Annotated in this window: 13 protein-coding genes; 5 read left to right on the forward strand and 8 right to left on the reverse strand. The window is 68.4% G+C overall.

What is annotated here, in order from left to right; genetic code table 11:
* Positions 1 to 91 precede the first annotated feature (91 nt).
* On the forward strand, positions 92 to 1480 hold the full coding sequence (locus IPG50_30270; GenBank protein ID MBK6696443.1) for an AgmX/PglI C-terminal domain-containing protein: 1389 nt from the start codon (positions 92 to 94) through the stop codon (positions 1478 to 1480).
* A 50-nt stretch (positions 1481 to 1530) separates the two neighbouring features.
* Here IPG50_30270 and IPG50_30275 read toward each other — a convergent pair whose 3' ends face one another.
* Together IPG50_30275 and IPG50_30280 are read right to left on the reverse strand one after the other, a co-directional pair.
* Positions 1531 to 5067 (reverse strand): CusA/CzcA family heavy metal efflux RND transporter, encoded by a 3537-nt coding sequence (locus IPG50_30275; GenBank protein MBK6696444.1) that lies wholly within the window; start codon positions 5065 to 5067, stop codon positions 1531 to 1533.
* Entirely contained in the window at positions 5064 to 6323 is a 1260-nt protein-coding gene (locus IPG50_30280; GenBank protein MBK6696445.1) for an efflux RND transporter periplasmic adaptor subunit, read from the reverse strand. Before IPG50_30280 ends, IPG50_30275 begins: the two co-directional genes overlap by 4 nt.
* A 100-nt stretch (positions 6324 to 6423) precedes the next feature.
* Here IPG50_30280 and IPG50_30285 point away from each other — a divergent pair, with 100 nt between their 5' ends.
* The 4 genes from IPG50_30285 (at position 6424) to IPG50_30300 (ending at position 10138) form a co-directional block, all read left to right on the forward strand.
* A complete protein-coding gene (locus IPG50_30285; protein MBK6696446.1) occupies positions 6424 to 7326 on the forward strand; it encodes a Gfo/Idh/MocA family oxidoreductase in 903 nt (300 codons plus the stop codon).
* A gap of 63 nt (positions 7327 to 7389) precedes the next feature.
* Positions 7390 to 8196 carry an ATP-binding cassette domain-containing protein gene (locus IPG50_30290; protein MBK6696447.1) on the forward strand — a complete coding sequence of 269 codons (807 nt, stop codon included), beginning with the start codon at positions 7390 to 7392 and terminating at the stop codon, positions 8194 to 8196.
* Positions 8197 to 8261: 65 nt separating this feature from the next.
* Positions 8262 to 9107, forward strand: coding sequence for an FtsX-like permease family protein (locus IPG50_30295; GenBank protein ID MBK6696448.1), 846 nt, complete (start codon positions 8262 to 8264; stop codon positions 9105 to 9107).
* On the forward strand, positions 9104 to 10138 hold the full coding sequence (locus IPG50_30300) for a peptidoglycan DD-metalloendopeptidase family protein (protein ID MBK6696449.1): 1035 nt from the start codon (positions 9104 to 9106) through the stop codon (positions 10136 to 10138). Before IPG50_30295 ends, IPG50_30300 begins: the two co-directional genes overlap by 4 nt.
* 53 nt (positions 10139 to 10191) lie before the next feature.
* Here the strand turns inward: IPG50_30300 and IPG50_30305 are convergent, their stop codons facing one another.
* From IPG50_30305 to IPG50_30330, 6 genes are all read right to left on the reverse strand, one after another.
* Positions 10192 to 10542 (reverse strand): type II toxin-antitoxin system PemK/MazF family toxin, encoded by a 351-nt coding sequence (locus IPG50_30305; protein ID MBK6696450.1) that lies wholly within the window; start codon positions 10540 to 10542, stop codon positions 10192 to 10194.
* Positions 10539 to 10910, reverse strand: coding sequence for a hypothetical protein (locus IPG50_30310; GenBank protein ID MBK6696451.1), 372 nt, complete (start codon positions 10908 to 10910; stop codon positions 10539 to 10541). Before IPG50_30310 ends, IPG50_30305 begins: the two co-directional genes overlap by 4 nt.
* 88 nt (positions 10911 to 10998) lie before the next feature.
* Positions 10999 to 11163 carry a hypothetical protein gene (locus IPG50_30315; protein ID MBK6696452.1) on the reverse strand — a complete coding sequence of 55 codons (165 nt, stop codon included), beginning with the start codon at positions 11161 to 11163 and terminating at the stop codon, positions 10999 to 11001.
* Positions 11164 to 11757: 594 nt separating this feature from the next.
* A complete protein-coding gene (locus IPG50_30320) occupies positions 11758 to 12381 on the reverse strand; it encodes a hypothetical protein (protein ID MBK6696453.1) in 624 nt (207 codons plus the stop codon).
* 5 nt (positions 12382 to 12386) lie between these two features.
* Positions 12387 to 15395, reverse strand: a complete 3009-nt coding sequence (locus tag IPG50_30325) for a DUF4214 domain-containing protein (protein MBK6696454.1) — start codon at positions 15393 to 15395, stop codon at positions 12387 to 12389.
* A gap of 66 nt (positions 15396 to 15461) precedes the next feature.
* Positions 15462 to 16673, reverse strand: a complete 1212-nt coding sequence (locus IPG50_30330; protein ID MBK6696455.1) for an aminotransferase class I/II-fold pyridoxal phosphate-dependent enzyme — start codon at positions 16671 to 16673, stop codon at positions 15462 to 15464.
* Positions 16674 to 16711 lie beyond the last annotated feature (38 nt).

Consider the following 16711-nt stretch of genomic DNA (forward strand, 5'->3'; position numbering starts at 1 on the left):
GCTCGCGCCCAGGTCGGCCCTCGGCCCACCTCCGAACACATCTCTGCGAGGGAGTTGGATCCACCGGCGCCGTGGGCCGTATGCTTCGCAGATGGCCGCCGCCGCCGCCCTTCACGCGCCGATGATGCGCGTCGCTGCCGTGTGGGGCACGACCGTGCTCGAGCTGCGGACGCTGAAGAGCGGCCAGTCGTTCGCGCTCGGTGAGCACGCGGTGGCGGGCCCGGAGGGCGTGGAGCTGCCGGACGTTCCTGTGCGGAGCGCGCAGGGCGGCTGGGAGATCGATCCGCGCGGCGCCCTCGGCGGCGTCGTTCGTTTGCGAGGCCGCGACGAAGATCCGGTGGCGCTCGGCCGCGCCGGCGCGGGTGTCGCCATCGTGCCGGGCGACTACGGCGTCCTCCAGTACGGGCTGTTCTCGGTTTTTTTCCAGTACTCGAACGGTGTTCAGCCGGCCAAGAAGCGCTTCGGCCTCGAGCTTTTGCCGCTGCTCGCCATCGTGTCGAGCCTCATCTTGCACTTCGGCACCTTCGGCATGTTGGGCGCGCTCTCCACGCCGCCCGTCATTCCAAAGCCGCTCGAGCTGACGACCTCCGAGGAGTTCGCGGCGCGCTTTCGCGTCAAGCGCGCGGACCTCGAAGAGCCGCCGCCGCTCACCGGAGGCAACGACAAGGGCGCCGGAGTGAAAGATCCCGGCCTCAAGGACAAGACCCCGCAAGGCGGCGGGCAAAAGATGAAGGGCGCGGAGGGCAAGCTCGGCTTGAAGGGCGACCGCGACAAAACCGAGCTACCGGGCGACGTGAAGCCGGCGACGAACCTCGGCGGCCTGAGCGAAGTGCTCGACTCGACGACGGGCAAGGAGATTCGAAGCACGCTCGAGACCATCAAGAGCGTGTCGGAAGCGCTCGGCGGCTTGAGCGCGCGCGACATCGTCATCGGCGGCGGGACCGGCAGCGGGCTCCGCGGTGGAGGCGCCGGCGGCGGCGGGACCGGCGCCGGCGTCCCGTTCGGTGCAGGCAACCTGCAAACGGGCGCGGGCCTCGGTGCCGCCGGTGGGCTCGGTGCCGGCGCGGGGGGACTCGGGCGAGCGGGCGCTGGAGGCAACGGCCGGGGAGGAGCTGGCGGAGCCGGGGGCGCCGGCGCACCTGGAGAGGCGCGCGTAGCGGTGGCCGCCGCGACCCCCGCCGCAAAGGGCGGTCTCTCACCGGAGCAGGTAAGGCGCGTGGTCATCAAACACGCGGGCGCGCTGCGCGCTTGTTACGAATCGGAAGCTGCGAAAAACCCGTCGCTCAAGGGCGGCATCTCGGTCGCTTGGCAGATCGATCCGAGCGGCTCAGTGTCGGGAGCGCAGCTCAAGCAGAGCAGCCTAAGCAACCCGCGCGTCGAGGGCTGCGTGCTGCGGCAAATCAAGTCGTGGAGCTTCCCGGCTACCGATTCGCCGACGACGGTCGCGGAATATCCGTTTCGTTTCGGCGTCGGCGGTTAGCGACTCTCTGGGCCGTCTGGCCCGGCGCCGTCAGGGCCGTCGCTCGACGCTCACTCGCCGCGCGACCAGGCCGTGCGCGCCTTGTCGAGCGCTTCGACGAGCGACGCCGTGTCACGGGCCTCGCGCTCGAGGAGCTTCAGCCCGCTCACGAGCCACGTCGCCAGCGCAGGCTGCGCGAGGTGATAGAAGACCCGCCGTCCCTCGCGACGCTCGACCACCAAGTGATGCGCGCGCAAGAGCGAGAGGTGCTGCGACGTCGACGAATGGGCGATCCCGAGGCGCTCGGTCAGTGTCTTCACGTCGAGCTCGCCGGCGCGAAGCTCGAGGGCGATGCGAAGCCGCTGCGGGTGCGAGAGCGCCGCCATGAGGTCGGCGAACTGGCGAGCGACCACATCACGAGAAGGCATGTCTTGATATTTGAATATGAAACCCTTTGGTGCAAGCGCGTTCTTCACGAATGCACCGCGCTCCCGAGGGGTCCCGGCGGGATCGTTGAGGGTTTCGGTTCGCGAGCCAGTCGCTCGTCGTGCCGCGCAGCGAAGAGCAACATCGCCGGGAGCGCAAAGAGCGAGATGACCATCGAGGCGAGCAGACCGCCGATGACCACTGTGGCGAGCGGCCTTTGCACCTCCGAGCCGGTCCCCGTGGCGATGGCCGCGGGCACGAAGCCGATGGCGGCGATGAGCGCCGTACTGATGCGCGCCCGCAGCGACGCCACGGAGGCGTCTCGCACCCGTGACAGCGGCACCTTGTGCATGGGCTCGTGGAGCAGGTTCTCGGTCATGACGATGCCGGTGCACACGGAAACGCCGCAGAGCGCGACCAAAGCCGACGCCGGCGGGAATGCTGAAGGGCAGACCGCGCGCCGCCAGGGCCGCAACGCCGCCGGCGAGGGCGAAGGGCAGGCTCGCCACCGTGATGACCATGTACTTCGCGCTCCGAAACGTCACGAACAACATCAGCGCGATGACGACGAGCGCGACGGGAACGAGCGCGAGGAGCTGGTTCTTCGCGCGAGTGAAGTTCTGAAACTGGCCGCCCCAGGTGACCTCGACGCCCGGCGGCATAGACAGCGACGCCGCCTTGGCCTGCGCCTCTTTCACGAAACCGACCATGTCGCGACCGCGCACGTTGGCCTGCACGATGAGCCGCCGCTTCATCTGCTCGCGGCCGATCTGCACGATGCCGTTCTCCTCGTGAATGTCGGCGACAGCGCCGAGCGGCACGAGGCCCCCCTCCGGCGTGGCGATGGGCAGTCGCGCGACGTCGTCGGCGTTCTCGACCGATTCGCCTCCGAGTCGAAGGACAAGGTCGAAGACCCGCTCGCCTTCACGAACGACGCCGACGTGCTTGCCGGCGCGCGACATCTCGACCGTATCGAGGACGCTGCCTGACGAGATGCCCAAACGAGCGAGCCGATCGCGATTCGCTGTAACCTGCACGGATGGGAGACCGGTAGGAATCTCCATACGCACGTTCGTGGCACCGGGAATCGTCGCGAGGACCCGGCGAAACTGGTCGGCCGTGCTCATCATCGAGGGCAAGTCGTCCCCAAAGACTTTGATGACGACGTCGCTGCGCGCCCCGGCGATGAGGTCGTTGACGCGCATCTCAATGGGCTGGGAGAACGCGTTGATGGTGCCGGGCACGTTCTTGTCGACGCGCTCCGACAGCTCCGTCATGAGCGCCTCGGCGGTGAGCCCTTTGCGCCACTCGCTCTTGGGCTTGAGAATGACGAAGACGTCGCTCGACTCGGGCCCCGCGAAGTCGACGGCGTCCTCCGGTCGTCCGATGCGGTTGACCACCGTGAGCACCTCGGGCACCTCCTTCATGGCTCGTTCCGTGTGGCCCGCCATGACGATGGCCTGAGAGAGTCCGGTGCTCGGCGGCCTAATGGCGTCGACGGCGAAGGCCCCCTCGAACACCCGCGGCATGAAGTCGGCGCCGAGACGTGCGCCGGCCAAGAAGAGGACCGCCGTCGCCGCCAGCGAAACCGCCAACGTGGTCACGGGCCGCTGCAACGTGCGCTCCAGGGCGCTGGCGTAGAGGACCTTCAGCTTCGCGACGAAGCGCGGCTCCTTGGGGAGCTTGTTGCCAATGAGCAGCGTCGGCGCGAGGGCCGGCAGAACCACTGTGGCGTACACAATGGCGCCGAGCAGCATGAAGCAGAGGGAGATGACGACGGGCCGGAACATCTTGCCTTCGACGCCCTGCAACGTGGCCAACGGCAAGAACACGAGCGCCGTAATGGTGACGACGAAGAGCGCGGGGCGCGCGACGTCCTTCATGGCCTGAACGATGACCTTCTGCCGTCGTACGCGATCGGCCACGTTCGCGCCGTGCGTCATCGCGTGTTCGATGGATAGGACGGCGCCCTCGACGACGATCCCGAAGTCGACGGCGCCAAGCGACATGACGTTGCCGCTGTAGCCCACCGCCCGCAGGCCGATGAAGCCAACGAGCATCGAGAAGGGAATGGCGCCCGCGACGAGCAACCCGGCGCGGAGCGTGCCGAGCGTCAAGAGGAGGCAGAGAATGACGATGAGCGCCCCCTCCGACAGGTTCTTCGTGATGGTCTTGATGACGTTGTCGACGAACTCGGAGCGGTCGTAGTACGGCTCGATGGTCACGCCCGCGGGAAGCTTGGGCGCGAGCTCAGCAACGGCCGCCTTGACGCGGAGCGAGACGTCGCGGCTGTTTTGCCCTTTGAGCATGAGCACGCTCGCGCCCACGATCTCGCCGCGACCGTCGCGCGTGAGCGCTCCCTGACGCAATGCGCCGCCGGTATCGACCTCGCCAAGCTGAGCGATTCGGATCGGCACGCCGGACTCGTCGACACGAACGACCGTGCGCTCGATGTCTTCGAGACCGCGAAAGCGAGCGTCGCCGCGGAGGACGATTTGCTCGCCGGCCCGTTCGAAGGTGCCGCCTCCGGCGCCGCGGTTGTCTGACTCGAGGGCGAGCTGGACATCTTTCGCCGAAACGCGATGCGCCGAGAGGCGCGCGCCATCGAGCGTCACGCGGTACTGCTTGAGCGCGCCACCGTAGCCCACGACCTCAATGACGCCGGGCACCTGCCGGAGTCGCGGCGCGACCTGCCACTCGACGATGGTTCGAAGCTCCTCCGGGTGGCGAGCGCCGCCAGCCTTCTGCTTCAGCTCGAACATGAAGATCTCACCGAGGCCCGTGGCGATGGGCCCCAGCTCGGGCTTGCCCACGCTCTCGGGGATCTGATCTCGAATGCTCATGAGCCGCTCGGCGACCTGAGCGCGAGCGAAGTAGAGGTCGACGGCGTCGTCGAAGACCAGCGTGACGATGCTGATTCCGAGCTTGGTGATGCTCCGCGTCTCCGAGAGGCCGGGAACACCGGCCATGCCACGTTCGATGGGCTGCGTGACCTGTGACTCCATCTCCGTGGCCGACAGGGCCGGCGCGCGCGTGACGACTTGCACTTGCGTGCTGGTGACGTCGGGCACGGCGTCGATGGGCAGCTTGGCCAAGGAGACGAAGCCGTAGATCACGATCCCAAGAGCAACCAGCAGGGCGAAGAGCCGGTTCTTTGCGCAGAACGCGACGATGCTGCTCATTGACGCGTAACCTCGCCGCGCAAGATGAACGCGTTTTCGACGACGATGGACTCGCCTCGCTGAAGGCCTTCCACGATTTCCGCCATCTGCGACGCAAGGCGCCGGACCTTCACGTTGCGAATCTCGTAAGTCGTCGCGTCACGTTTGACGAAGACGACCTCGTCGTTCCCGAGCGGCTGCACCGCGCTAGAGGGAACGAGGAGCCGCTCGCCCGCGTCGCTGGGTACCGAGATGGCGGCGCGCACGAAGAGGCCGGCGCGGAGTGCCCCGTCGGCGTTGTGAACGACGATGCGGGCCCGGGCTGCGCGACTCTTTTGGCCGAGCTGCGGCTCGATGGTCACGACCTTGCCCTTGATGGACTTGCCCAGCGCGTCCACGTGCAGATCCGCGTCGGCGCCAACCCGCAGCATGGCGAGATCGTTTTCAAAGACGTCCACGAGGGCCCAAAGCTCCGTGGGATCGGCGACCACGAAGGCCGTCTCGGCGGGCCTCAGGTAGCGGCCTTGGACCGCGTCACGGCGCACCACGACGCCCTCGATGGGCGAGCTGAGCAACACAGACCCGGCCGCCTGGATTTCGTGCCCCGCCGGGACCTGGGCCCCGAGAACGCGGAGCCTCGCCTCAGCCGCCGCCTGGGCCGCCGTCGCCTCGATCTGCGTCCCTCGCGCGGCTTCGACGTCACGTTGCGTCGTGAGGTCTTGCGCGAGGAGACGCTCTTCGCGCTTCGCGTTTCGCTCCGCGACGCTCGAAGTCGCACGCGAGGCGACGAGGCTGGCCTGCGCATCGGCGATGCTAGGTACCAGCAGCGTGGCAAGCCGCTGGCCCTTCTTGACCGTGTCGCCAACGCGGACGTGCACCTGCGAGACCCGCCCCTCCACGAGAGGGCCCACCTCGGCATAGCGCTCGAGGTTGTACTCGAGGGTCCCCGGAACGCGAATCACGTGGGCCTTTCCGGCCGTTCCGGCGGCTTCTGAGCGGACGCCGTAGCGCTCCGCGAGCTGACCGTCGAGGCGCACCGTGCGCACGGCCCCAGCGTTGGCATCGGCCGCGGTGACCGACGTCTGCGAGACGGGGCTGGTCTCGGCGCAGCCGGTGAGCGCCAAGGCAGCTCCAACAACGGCGGCGCCAAGCCCGACCCAGAAGGCGAGACGGCGGGCGCGGAGGCCAGCGGGATGGCTCGGGAGGCCGCCGGGGGACGCGGCCACGGGGCGGCTTTTGCGAACGGTAGGCTCGAGGAAGCGGAGGACGGTGTACATGGGTCTTGATATTCAAATAGCGACACTTCTGAATATGTCAACCTATGGTGCTAAAGAACGCGCCGTGACGGCGGGTTGATTTGGCGCTAAAAGACCAGTCGTGACGCGTATTTCCGTGGGTATTTTTGGCCTCGGCCGGATGGGACGCCTCCACGCGCGCGTCCTCTCGGAGCTCCCCAGCCAGTTCTCCCTGGTCGGATTTCACGATCCCGACGAGAGCGTCGCGACGCCTGAATGGCTCCGTGTCGGCACGGCGGAGGCGCTGCTCGAGGCTTGCGACCTCGCGCTCGTGGCGTCGCCACCCGACGAGCACGCCAGCCTCGTGACGGTTGCCCTCGCGCGGGGCCGACGCGTCTTCGTCGAGAAGCCCCTCGCGCCGACGCCTGCCGTCGCGCGCCGCCTCGCGCACCTTGCCGCGCCCGGTCAGCTGTTCGTGGGGCACTCGGAGCGCTTCAATCCGGTGGTCCGCGCCCTCCGGAGCCTCATCGCCGAAGATGAGGTCCTCGGCATCGAGATCGAACGCTCCGTCGCCGTGACGAGCCATTCTCAGGGCGATGTTGTGTTGAACCTCGGCGTTCACGATCTCGATTTGGTCGCGCACCTCACCGGCCGGCGTCCCGTCGTCCTCGGGGCCGAAGGCGACGCCAACGCAACCCGGGTGCACCTCTCGGCGGGAGCCGCGTTTGGGCGCCTACGGCTCGCGCGCGCGGGCCGCCACCGCATGTTGACCGTCACGACGCGCGACGCTCGGTACGAGGGCGACCTGCTCGCCTTCCGCCTTCGAAAGGCGAGCGTTGGAGGCGGAGCTGTCGACGTCCCCGTCCCCACCGACGAGCCCCTCGTGGCGCAGGCGAGGGCGCTCTACGAGGCCTGTCAGGGGGCGCCTGCGGCTCCCTTGGCCACCGCCGAAGACGGCCTCCGCGCCGTCGAGCTGGCGGAGACGGCCATGGGGCTCCGATCGCTCCGAGGCCGCACGAATCCAGCGGCAGCGGCGAGCGCTTAGCTTCGGCCAGGCGCCGCCGCCACAAACTTGGCTCGCCTCGCTGAGCCCTGATACCGGCTCGGTATGTCGCTTGAAGACGACGTGTCGACCCTCGGCGAGAAAGACCGCCGCTTCCGTCCGCTGCTGCGAGCCGGTAACCGCTTCACGCGCGAGGCGCAGAACCGCCCCATTTTGCTCTTCGAGGACGTCTACAAGTCCTACAGGCCCGGCGTGCCTGTGCTCCGGGGCATGAACCTCATCATCGAGCGGGGCGAGTTCGTCTTCATCACGGGCCCGAGCGGCGCCGGCAAGTCGACGCTCCTCCGGCTGCTGTACCGCGCCGAGACCGTCGACGACGGTCGCATCTTGTTCCTGGGCCGCGACATCGGTCGCCTCCGCGACGAGTCGGTGCCGTTCTTGCGCCGCAACCTCGGCGTCATCTTCCAAGACTTCAAGCTCGTGCCGTCATGGAGCGTCTTCGAGAACGTCGCCATCACGCTCGAGGTGCTCGGTCTTCCGCCGCGCCTCGTGCGAACGCGCGTCGGCGAGGCGCTCGAACGCGTCGGCCTCTCGGGTCACGGCGACGTCGCCGCAGGACTCTTGAGCGGCGGAGAGCAGCAACGCGTGGCCATCGCGCGCGCCATCGTCGGCGAGCCGGCGCTCATCCTCGCCGACGAGCCCACCGGCAACCTCGATCCGCAGCTCGCCATCGACATCCTCGGGCTCTTCGAGGAGATCCACGAAGCTGGCACGACGGTTCTCTTCGCGACACACGATCGCTCGCTGCTCGAGATTCGCCCGCGGCGCCTCGTGATTCTCGACGAAGGCAAGACCATGGATGTGCCGAGCGGCATTCCCGAACAGGGTTACGACAACGTCCTTCCCGTTTGAGGGAGCGTCTGAGGAGCCTCATGATCGATCTGTCCATTGGCGTAACGCGACGTGCGAGACGAGGAATGCTTCGCGAGTGGCGCCTCCACGCGCTCAGCGTATTTTCGCTGGCCGTGGCCTTCGTCTGCCTCGGCGCGGCGCTCCTCGTGGTCACGAACCTGAAGGGGCTCGAAGACCGATGGGCGCGCGCTGGTCGCGCTTCGGTGTACTTGAAGTCGCAAGCGAGCCCCGAGGATGTGTCGGCGCTCAAGGACGCGCTCGCACGCGTGCCCGGCGTGCGAGAGGTGCGCTACGTCTCGGCGGGCCAAGCGAAGACCGACTTCGGCGCGCGAGAGCTCGGCAAGAGCGGCGACCTATCGGGCATCCCCGTCGAAGCGTTTCCCGCCTCGCTCGAGGTGCACATGACCGAGTCCATCGGCGATGCGGCGCTCACCGACATGGTGACGAAGCTCAAGCTCCTGCCGGGCGTCGAGGACGTTGAGACCTACCGCTCGTGGACCGAGCGGCTCGCGCGCCTCGTGCGTGCTGGTGTCGCCGCGGCGCTCTTGCTCGCCTTCGTCGTCTTGACGGCTGTGCTCGCCGTCGTCGGCTCGACGATTCGCCTCGCGCTCCAGCGCCGCAAGACCGAGGTCGAGGTGCTGAAGCTCGTCGGCGCCTCGGATCGCTTCGTCAAGGGCCCTTTCCTTTTGGAAGGCGGCGCGCAAGGCGCCCTCGGCGCAGCCTTCGCCGTAGGCCTCCTGGGGATCTTGTTCGTCCTCGTGCAGAGCCGCCTCGACGGCGAGCTCTCGGCGCTCGTGGGCATGGAGCCCACGTTTCTGCCTTGGCCGTTCGCGGCCGGCATGGTGGCGCTGGGGCTCGTGCTCGGCGCCTTCGCGGCGGCCCTCGGCCTCCGGCGCTTGGTGGCCGTATGACGCGCCTCGCCTCTTCCTGGATCGTCATCGCCGGCGCGCTCCTTGTCGCGACGCAGGCGAGCGGGCGCATCGGCGTCGCGACCGATCCGGCGCGCGCGAAGCACGAAGAGCCGGGAGCCACACGCGTCGAGACGTCGCCGACGCTCACGCGCGCGACCTTCGATCGCAAGCTCGCAGACCTGGCCCTCACGGAGCAGAAGACCAAGGCGGAGATGTCCGAGGTCGGCCAAAAGCTCGCCGACGTGAAGGCCCGCGTCGTCGCGCGCGGCCGCGTGCTCTACCGCATGACGAAGCTCGGCATGTTGCCCGTCGGCGATGGCTTCGAAGCGCTCGTGTCGCACGCGTCGCGTGTGGAGCGGGCGCGTCGGTCGCTTCACGGTGAGCTTTCCGAAGAGCGCACGCTCCGCCGCCGCGGCGCCGAGCTAGCGCAGAACCTCGAGCGCATCGCCAACGATCGCGCCTCGCTCGAGACGCAGAGCGCCGCCATGGAAGCGGCGCGCGTGGCCAGCGAAGAGGACGACCGTCGCAAGGTCGCCTTCGATCACGCCTTCGAGACCTCGAGCGGCAACAGCGAATACGTCGCCGTCTACGGCGGCAACGGCAGCGAGCCGGTCGCCATCGGCGGCTTCGGGGCTTCGCGCGGGCGGCTCTTGTTCCCCGTCACGGGGCGCGCCGAGGTGAGGCCCTCGAAGCGCGAGGGCGACGCAAGCCAAGGCCTCGAGATCGGCGCGCCGCTCGGGGCCACGGTGCGGGCGGTTTTTGCGGGCCGCGTGGCCTTCGCCGATCGTTACGGCGCCTACGGGCGCATCGTGATCTTGGACCACGGCGAGCGCTACTACACGGTGAGCGGCAACCTCGCGAGCGTCGATGTGCGCGTCGGCGACGAGATCTCCGCTGGCGAGCGCATCGGCAGCGTCGGCGACGAAGGCAAGGGGCCGACGCTCTACTTCGAGCTGCGCCACGGAAGCCAGACGATCCCGCCGGGTCCGTGGCTTGGCGTAGACCGCGCGCGGGCACGCGCGGCGCCGTAAGCGGCGAGCTCCGCCTTGGGCCCGGCTCCGACGGGTCGCGACGGCTTGCGCGGCTAAAGCCCGGAGAGCTCCGGCCAGTGAAGGACGTGCCCCATCGCGCGTTTCACCTCCGCGTGGCGCGAGACCGCGAGCCGACCGACACGCGATTCGAGGGCGCCACGGGGCACGGTTCGCAACGTGTCGAGATTGGCGACGCATGGACGCGAGAGCCCCTCGCGTCGGCCGAGGCTGATCTCTTGAGGGATCCCGCGCACCGTCGTCGTGACTTCCACAACCAGGACGCGGGTCAGGTACGCGTAGGCGCTCGTGCGGCCCAGCAAGAGGAGCGGGCGCCGACCCACCGGATCGGGCAAACGCGCCCACCAGAGGTCGAACTGTTGCGGCGCGTCGATCGGGCGGGTCACGCGGCCCGCGTCGCGCGCCGCGGCTTCTTCCGGGGCGAGGCCTTCGCCGACGCAGAGGGAGTCGCTAGCTGATTGGCTTGGTCCCAGCCGACGAGATCCTCAGGTGTTCCGTCTGCGGCGAGCGGGCGGGCGCGGTACGCATCGCCCGTGCGCACGTCGAGCGCCAGATCGATCGCGCGTCGAATCGCGAGGCGCACGAACTCCGCTCTCTGCCGGGCCTTCGCTGGTGCGACGCGTTCGAGATCGCGCGCGCACCGGTCGTCGAGCTCGATGAGAATTCGCTTCATATAGAGAACTATATACTGTGCTTCGGCGCGCGCCACCGGGCGGCGTACAAGCGATTGGCCCGCGCCGTCGGTCGCGAGCATGCAACTGACACTGTTGCCCTTCTCATCGCTCGCGAAACACATCCCTTGCAGCGGAGCGCCGGGGAAGGCCCAGACGCGACAGCCGAGCTCATCGAACGCACCGCCTGATGAGCGCGTCGAGCCAAAGACTCCCGTAGACGGCCATCGCCTGTTGGTCCACCACCACCGGATACGCCTGCGTCCAGCCCGCAATCGCGGTCGACGCGAGCAACGCGCATGCCACGCCGACCGTGCCGACGAGGAACCTGTTCATTGGCCTTACCTTTCGGGCGGACACGGCGTCCGCAACGAAGGGGAATGCGAGCGAAGGTCCGATGGATCGGAAAATCGACGGCGAACTCGACCGGTGTGACTTCGTGAGCGCTCCGAAGCGTCCCATCGCGCGGTCCCGGAGTCCTTTAAGGGAGAGGCAAAGCCACCTACGCGGAGGCGATGGCTTCGTGACGCTGCGGAAGCGCGTCGACGCGGCTCAGCGAGGCCTCGGTTGCGTCTAGTTGGCTTGGCTCCGTCTCCAAGAGACGCCAGCCTCCGCCAATCAAGCCTCGCGCTCGCCCGCAACCACGCGATCCTTCGTCGGCGAAGGCGTACGCGTCTCACATCGCGTCTCCGCTCCCGCATAATTGGCTTCGCGTTCGGCTTACGAAGGCGTTGGCGTCGCTTAAGAGACGTAGGTCCTCGCTTAAGAGACGCAGCGCCCGAGACGACCGCCTCATGGGCCAACCTCGCCAAGGACGAGCGGGCCGACGCTCTTCACTCGCGCCGATGGAACCGCTTCGAGCGCACACCTCGCGCAGCTCTTCGATGAGGGCGACTGACGGCGGGCCGCGCTCCCGTCGACGCCCTGAGTTCAAGGCAACAGCGTGTAGTCGATGAGGAGCATTTGTTCGTGGTGCTCGAGAGACACCGTCTCAGCCAGACCGCTGAGACGAAGCGCGGCATGGCGCAACGCGTCGGGCAACCACGAGCGCGGCATCTTGATGCGTCGGATGAGGAAGTCGCCGTTGCCGACGGCGATCCCAGCGGGCCCATTCGTCACCGGTCTCGACGACGAGGCAGTTGTCGCCAAGCACCACTCTCCCGTGCCGTGCCCTGGGCCCCGATCCCACAGGGCTCTCCCTCCAAGGGCGCCGCCAACAAGCAGCCGCGGAACGAAGTGCGAGGGCGGAAGGACTCCGGCGATCGACGCCGCCGCTACAGCCAGCGTCGCGGCCGACTCCGGCACCCATCCGTCGCGCTCGACAATTCGGCCAACCCGCGACAGGTAGGCGCCGCTGATTGGCAGTCCGCTGTCGACGAGGCTGAACGCGAAACGGAGCTCGTCCGACGCTCGATCGAACGACGTCGTGAACGTCCCCTCGGCCTCTACGCGCCCGCTCGCGACGTCGACCCTCTGGTAGGTGCCGCTATCGCGATAGACGTCGGCGCGATCGTAGGCCGCTCGGCTCGCCTCAAAGACGACTCGCGCGTCCATCACAGCTAAAGCCCAAGTCGCGCGGCGCGGTCGGTAAACTCGGTCGTCGCCAGGAGGGCCGTGAGCAAACCTGCGCGCGTCGTGCGTCCGGCGTCGATCTCGCCAGCCCAGTAGGCGAGACCTCCCGGGTCGGCGCCGCGGTGGAGAATCGCGAAGTAGGCCGAATGAACGTACCAAGCGCTGCAGTTCGCCGGATCCGACGCGCAGACGTTCGTCCACGCCGCCCCAAACTCCGGCGACGCCGCGAAGGTGCCGACGATGGCGCCAAAGGTCTGCGCCTTGGAGAAGAGCTGGTCGGCCCAATAGACAAGCTCGTCGTCACCCACGAGCGGCACCGCGCGCGCGAGCAGGTAGTGGTAGAGGCCAGCCACGACCTCTCCTTGGTGAAGCGGAGCGCTCCGCAGGCCGAGGCGCGCCAGGTGACGCCGGCACTCGAAGCGCGCTCGGACGTTGGCGATCCTCGTCGCCCGGGGCACGCCGCTCTGGGCGGCGACCTCAGCCGCCGTGCCCTCGCGCCCCAGCGCCGACCGGTAGAGCCGCCGCGTGAACTCGTCTTCGCTCACGGCGCCGATGCTCTCGCCGTTGGTCGTGAGGAACGTGCCCAACGTGTCGAGCGCCGCTTGTTCGCGATTGGCCGCGCCAAGCAGGGCGTTGGTCCAGCTCGCGAGGCCACCGGCGTCCGCCGCACGCGCAAACACGGTCGCGTAGAGGTGCCGCACGAAGCCCTCGGCGGCGGCCCTCTCGGCGTCGGCGACGCTGGCGAGGGCGCCCTGCACCGCCGCGACATCGCCGCAAGACGTCGCGTTGTAAAGGTAGGGCGCATCACTATCGATGGGCGTCGCGACGCCAACGTCGCTGGGGCAATAGCGAACGAGCGACGACTGCGCGACCTCCGCCGGCGTGGCGCCGGTCAGCGCCGAAGTCGATTGAGCCACCACCGTGAGGTTCTGGTCCACGCGCAAAAGCGCGGGAAAGTAGTGCGGCACGCCGCGCTCGACGGTCATGAGCTTGGCCGCCTGCGCCGCGTACCTCTGGAACGCCGCACGCACCGCCTTGGGCTGCGCCAAGAAGGCCATGGTGTTGGGCAGGCCGTTGCGCACCGTGGCGAGGCAGGTGGTTTGATCGTAGTCGGCGCACGCGTTGGGCTTGTAGAAGATCGGCAAGACGCCGTCGGTGATGCCCGCGCTCGCGTAGCGCGCCGTCTTGTAAGCGCACTGCTGAAAGCCATCGAGCTCCAGCATGATGGGGATGGGTAGCGCGTCGTGATGGGTGCGCGCGTTAGGGTTGGTGCCAGCAAAGGCGCCCGGCGACGGCGAAGCAAAGGGCCGCATCTGCGTGCGCTCCGAGTCGGCGATGCAGAGGCCGCCGCTTCGGAAGCCCACGCTCTGGCAGGAGAGCACCGTCGGATCGGGACCCGTCGTCGCGGGGATGGGCTCGAGCAGGTTCGGCGCGTAACAGGCGTGCTCCGAACCGTCCGAGTCCAAGACGGTGGGCCACGGGCTCGTGCTGCGCACGACGTCGATGTCGGCGACCTCCTTCACGTAGTCGATCTTGGACGCGAGCTGCGCCTCGAGGCCGTCGATCGATTCGGCGCCAACGACAAGCGCTTTGCCGGGGTGTTTCTGCGCGTAATAGGCGCGCGCGGCGGCGACGAGCGCGACGAAACCCGTGGGTTGACGGATGGCGACCTGCGAGACGTAGAGACCGCCAACGCCCGCGTCGATGGCCGCGAGCGTCGCGAAGAGGTGGTAGCGCCAGCCTTCGTCGGTCCCGAGCGACGGAATGCCGGCGCACTTGCCGTAAACCCAATTGGGTTTGAAGCCTGGTACCCAGGCCGCAGCATACGAGAACGCGAGCTCGCTCGTCCCCGTGGGGAACGGCTGGATCGACGGCGACGGGCGATGCGCCGTCAAGATCGTGTTCCACGAGGGCAACACCGCCGCGTCGACGCTCACGCGGTAGAGGCCATCGGCGGGGCAGTCGAGGGCCGGCGTCGGCGACGACAGGTACTCGGGGATCCCGAACTCGGTCACCATCCCAAGGGCGCGCGCTTGGGCGCTCTTCGCCTTCACCTCCTTGTCGAAGAACGACTTCGTGAGCGGAACACCCCAAGGAAAAAACGCCCACCTTAGGTAAGCGCACTTGGCGCCGTCGGCGACGGTGATGTCGCTCGCGCCGCAGTCGATGCAGTAGCAGCTCCGTCGCAAGAGCGAGTCGACGGTCGCCGGTGGCTCGCAGCCGGGCTGCGCGGTGCAAGCGGGCGGCCCGAAGACGCAGCCGGGATCGCACGTCTCCACGAGCTTCGAACAGTTGCCGCACGTGGCACCGAGACGCGTGGCTCCGGGCGTGCACGCGCCCGCTTGCCCGCACTTGCCGGGGGCGCAGGTGATGCCGTCACCGGTGAAGGTGGCCTTGCACGTGCACGTGCGGCCACCCTCCGTGTTCACGCAGGTGGCGTCAGCGTGGCAGCCGCCGTTGTTCGTCGCGCACTCGTCGACGTCAACGCACCCGCTGGCGCTGTCCACGTAGCCGGCCTTGCATGAGCACGTCGCGCCGCCGACGATGTTCGTGCACTTGCCCGCTACGCCGCAGCCGCCGTTGTTGACGAGGCACTCGTTGTAGTCGCCACACGACACGCCATCGCCGATGCTGCCGATGTCACACTCGCACCGGTGCCCGCCCGGCAGGTTGAAACACTGAGCCTTCTCATGACAGCCGCCGCGGTTGGTGAGGCACTCGTTGACGTCGACGCACGCCGTCGGCGAGCTGGGCACGTACCCCGCCTTGCAGGTGCACGCGGAGGCGTCGCCGCCGCAGCCAAGGGTCGTCGCCGGGTCGCACGCGCATGCGTCGCTGGCATCGGCGCCCGGCACGTCGGCGTCGACAGTCGCCGTGGCGTCCGGCAGGCCGGAGGCCGACGTATCCGGCGCCTCATCGCTCGCGCAGCCTTCTGTCGAGAAGCTCACGCTGAGCACGAAGACGATGGCGGAGACGAGCGAAAGCAGGCGCGACATGCCGCCGATGGTACCGCTTCGCTCGTCGATGGGGCGCCGCGAGTCGGCGCGCGCTCTCCGCGAGCTTCACTTCACCGAGAGAAACTCTGCCGCGAAGGCGCCGAGGTCGTCGTAGACGCTGCTGAGCTCGTCCATCGACGAGAGGAACACGATGCGGAAGGCGCCGTCGTTCGGATCGGCGCCGAAGCCGGAGCCGTAGACACACAAGATGCCCGTCTTGCGCAAGAGGCCGAGGACGAAGTCTTGGTCCGTCTTGCCCTGCGGCAGCTTGATGCGCGGCATCGCGTAGAACGCGGCCTTCGGCGGCACGCACGACATGCCGGGCATCGCGTTGAGGCGCGACGTCGTCAGGTCGGCGCGCATCCGAAGCTCGCGGGCGAAGTCCTTCTGGTGGGAGCGATCACCGCGCAGCGCCGCCTCGATGGCGAACTGCATCGGGCCAGGGCTGCACAAGCGACCGTCGGCGAGCTTCTTGATGGCCGCGAGCGCTTCGTCGAGCCGCGGCGAGCGCCCGACGCCGAGCCAACCGGCGCGCCAACCGGGCGCGAGGTACGCCTTCGAAAGCGACGAATACGAGATGATGGCCGCGTCGGGGGCGAGGCTCGCGAGGAGCGGTGCCGGGCCGTCGAAGGCGAGATCGCCGTAGACCTCGTCGGCGAGGATCGGCACGCCGGTCTCTTCGGAGAGCGCGATGATGGCGCGGCGCGTGGCCTCCGGATAAACGGCGCCGGTGGGGTTGTTGGGATCGATGACGACGATGGCGCGCGTGCGCGGACCGATGCGAGCGCGCATGTCGGCGAGGTCCGGGAGCCAGCCGTTGTCGGGATCGGTGCGGTAGAAGACCGCGCGGGCGCCGAGCTTGGTGAGCACCGCCGTGTAGAGCGGATACGTGGGGCTCGGCACGAGGACGTCGTCGCCGGGATCGGTGAGCGCGCTCAGCGTGAGGTCGATGCCCTCGGAGGTGCCCGAGGTGAGGATGACGCGATCGGCCGAGAGCGGCATGCCTCGCTGCGTGAACTCTTCGGAGACGGCTTCGCGCGCCGGCTCGATGCCCGCCGAGGCCGAGTAGCCGTTGTGCCCGTCGCGCATCGCCTTCGCGACGACCTCGATGAGGTGCGGCGGCGTCTTGAACCCGAAGAGGATCGGATCGCCGATGTTGAGATACCGAACGCGCTGTCCGGCGGCTTCGAGCTTCTTCGCCTCGACGACGATGTTTCGAATGGCGTACGTGAAACCTTTGACGCGAGCGGCGACGTGAACCGCGTTCGTGGACGACATGGGCGGCATATTAGCCCAACAAGTGCGTCTGAGCGGGT

The organism is Myxococcales bacterium, assembly GCA_016703425.1.
Classification (GTDB): Bacteria; Myxococcota_A; Polyangia; order Polyangiales; family Polyangiaceae; genus JADJCA01.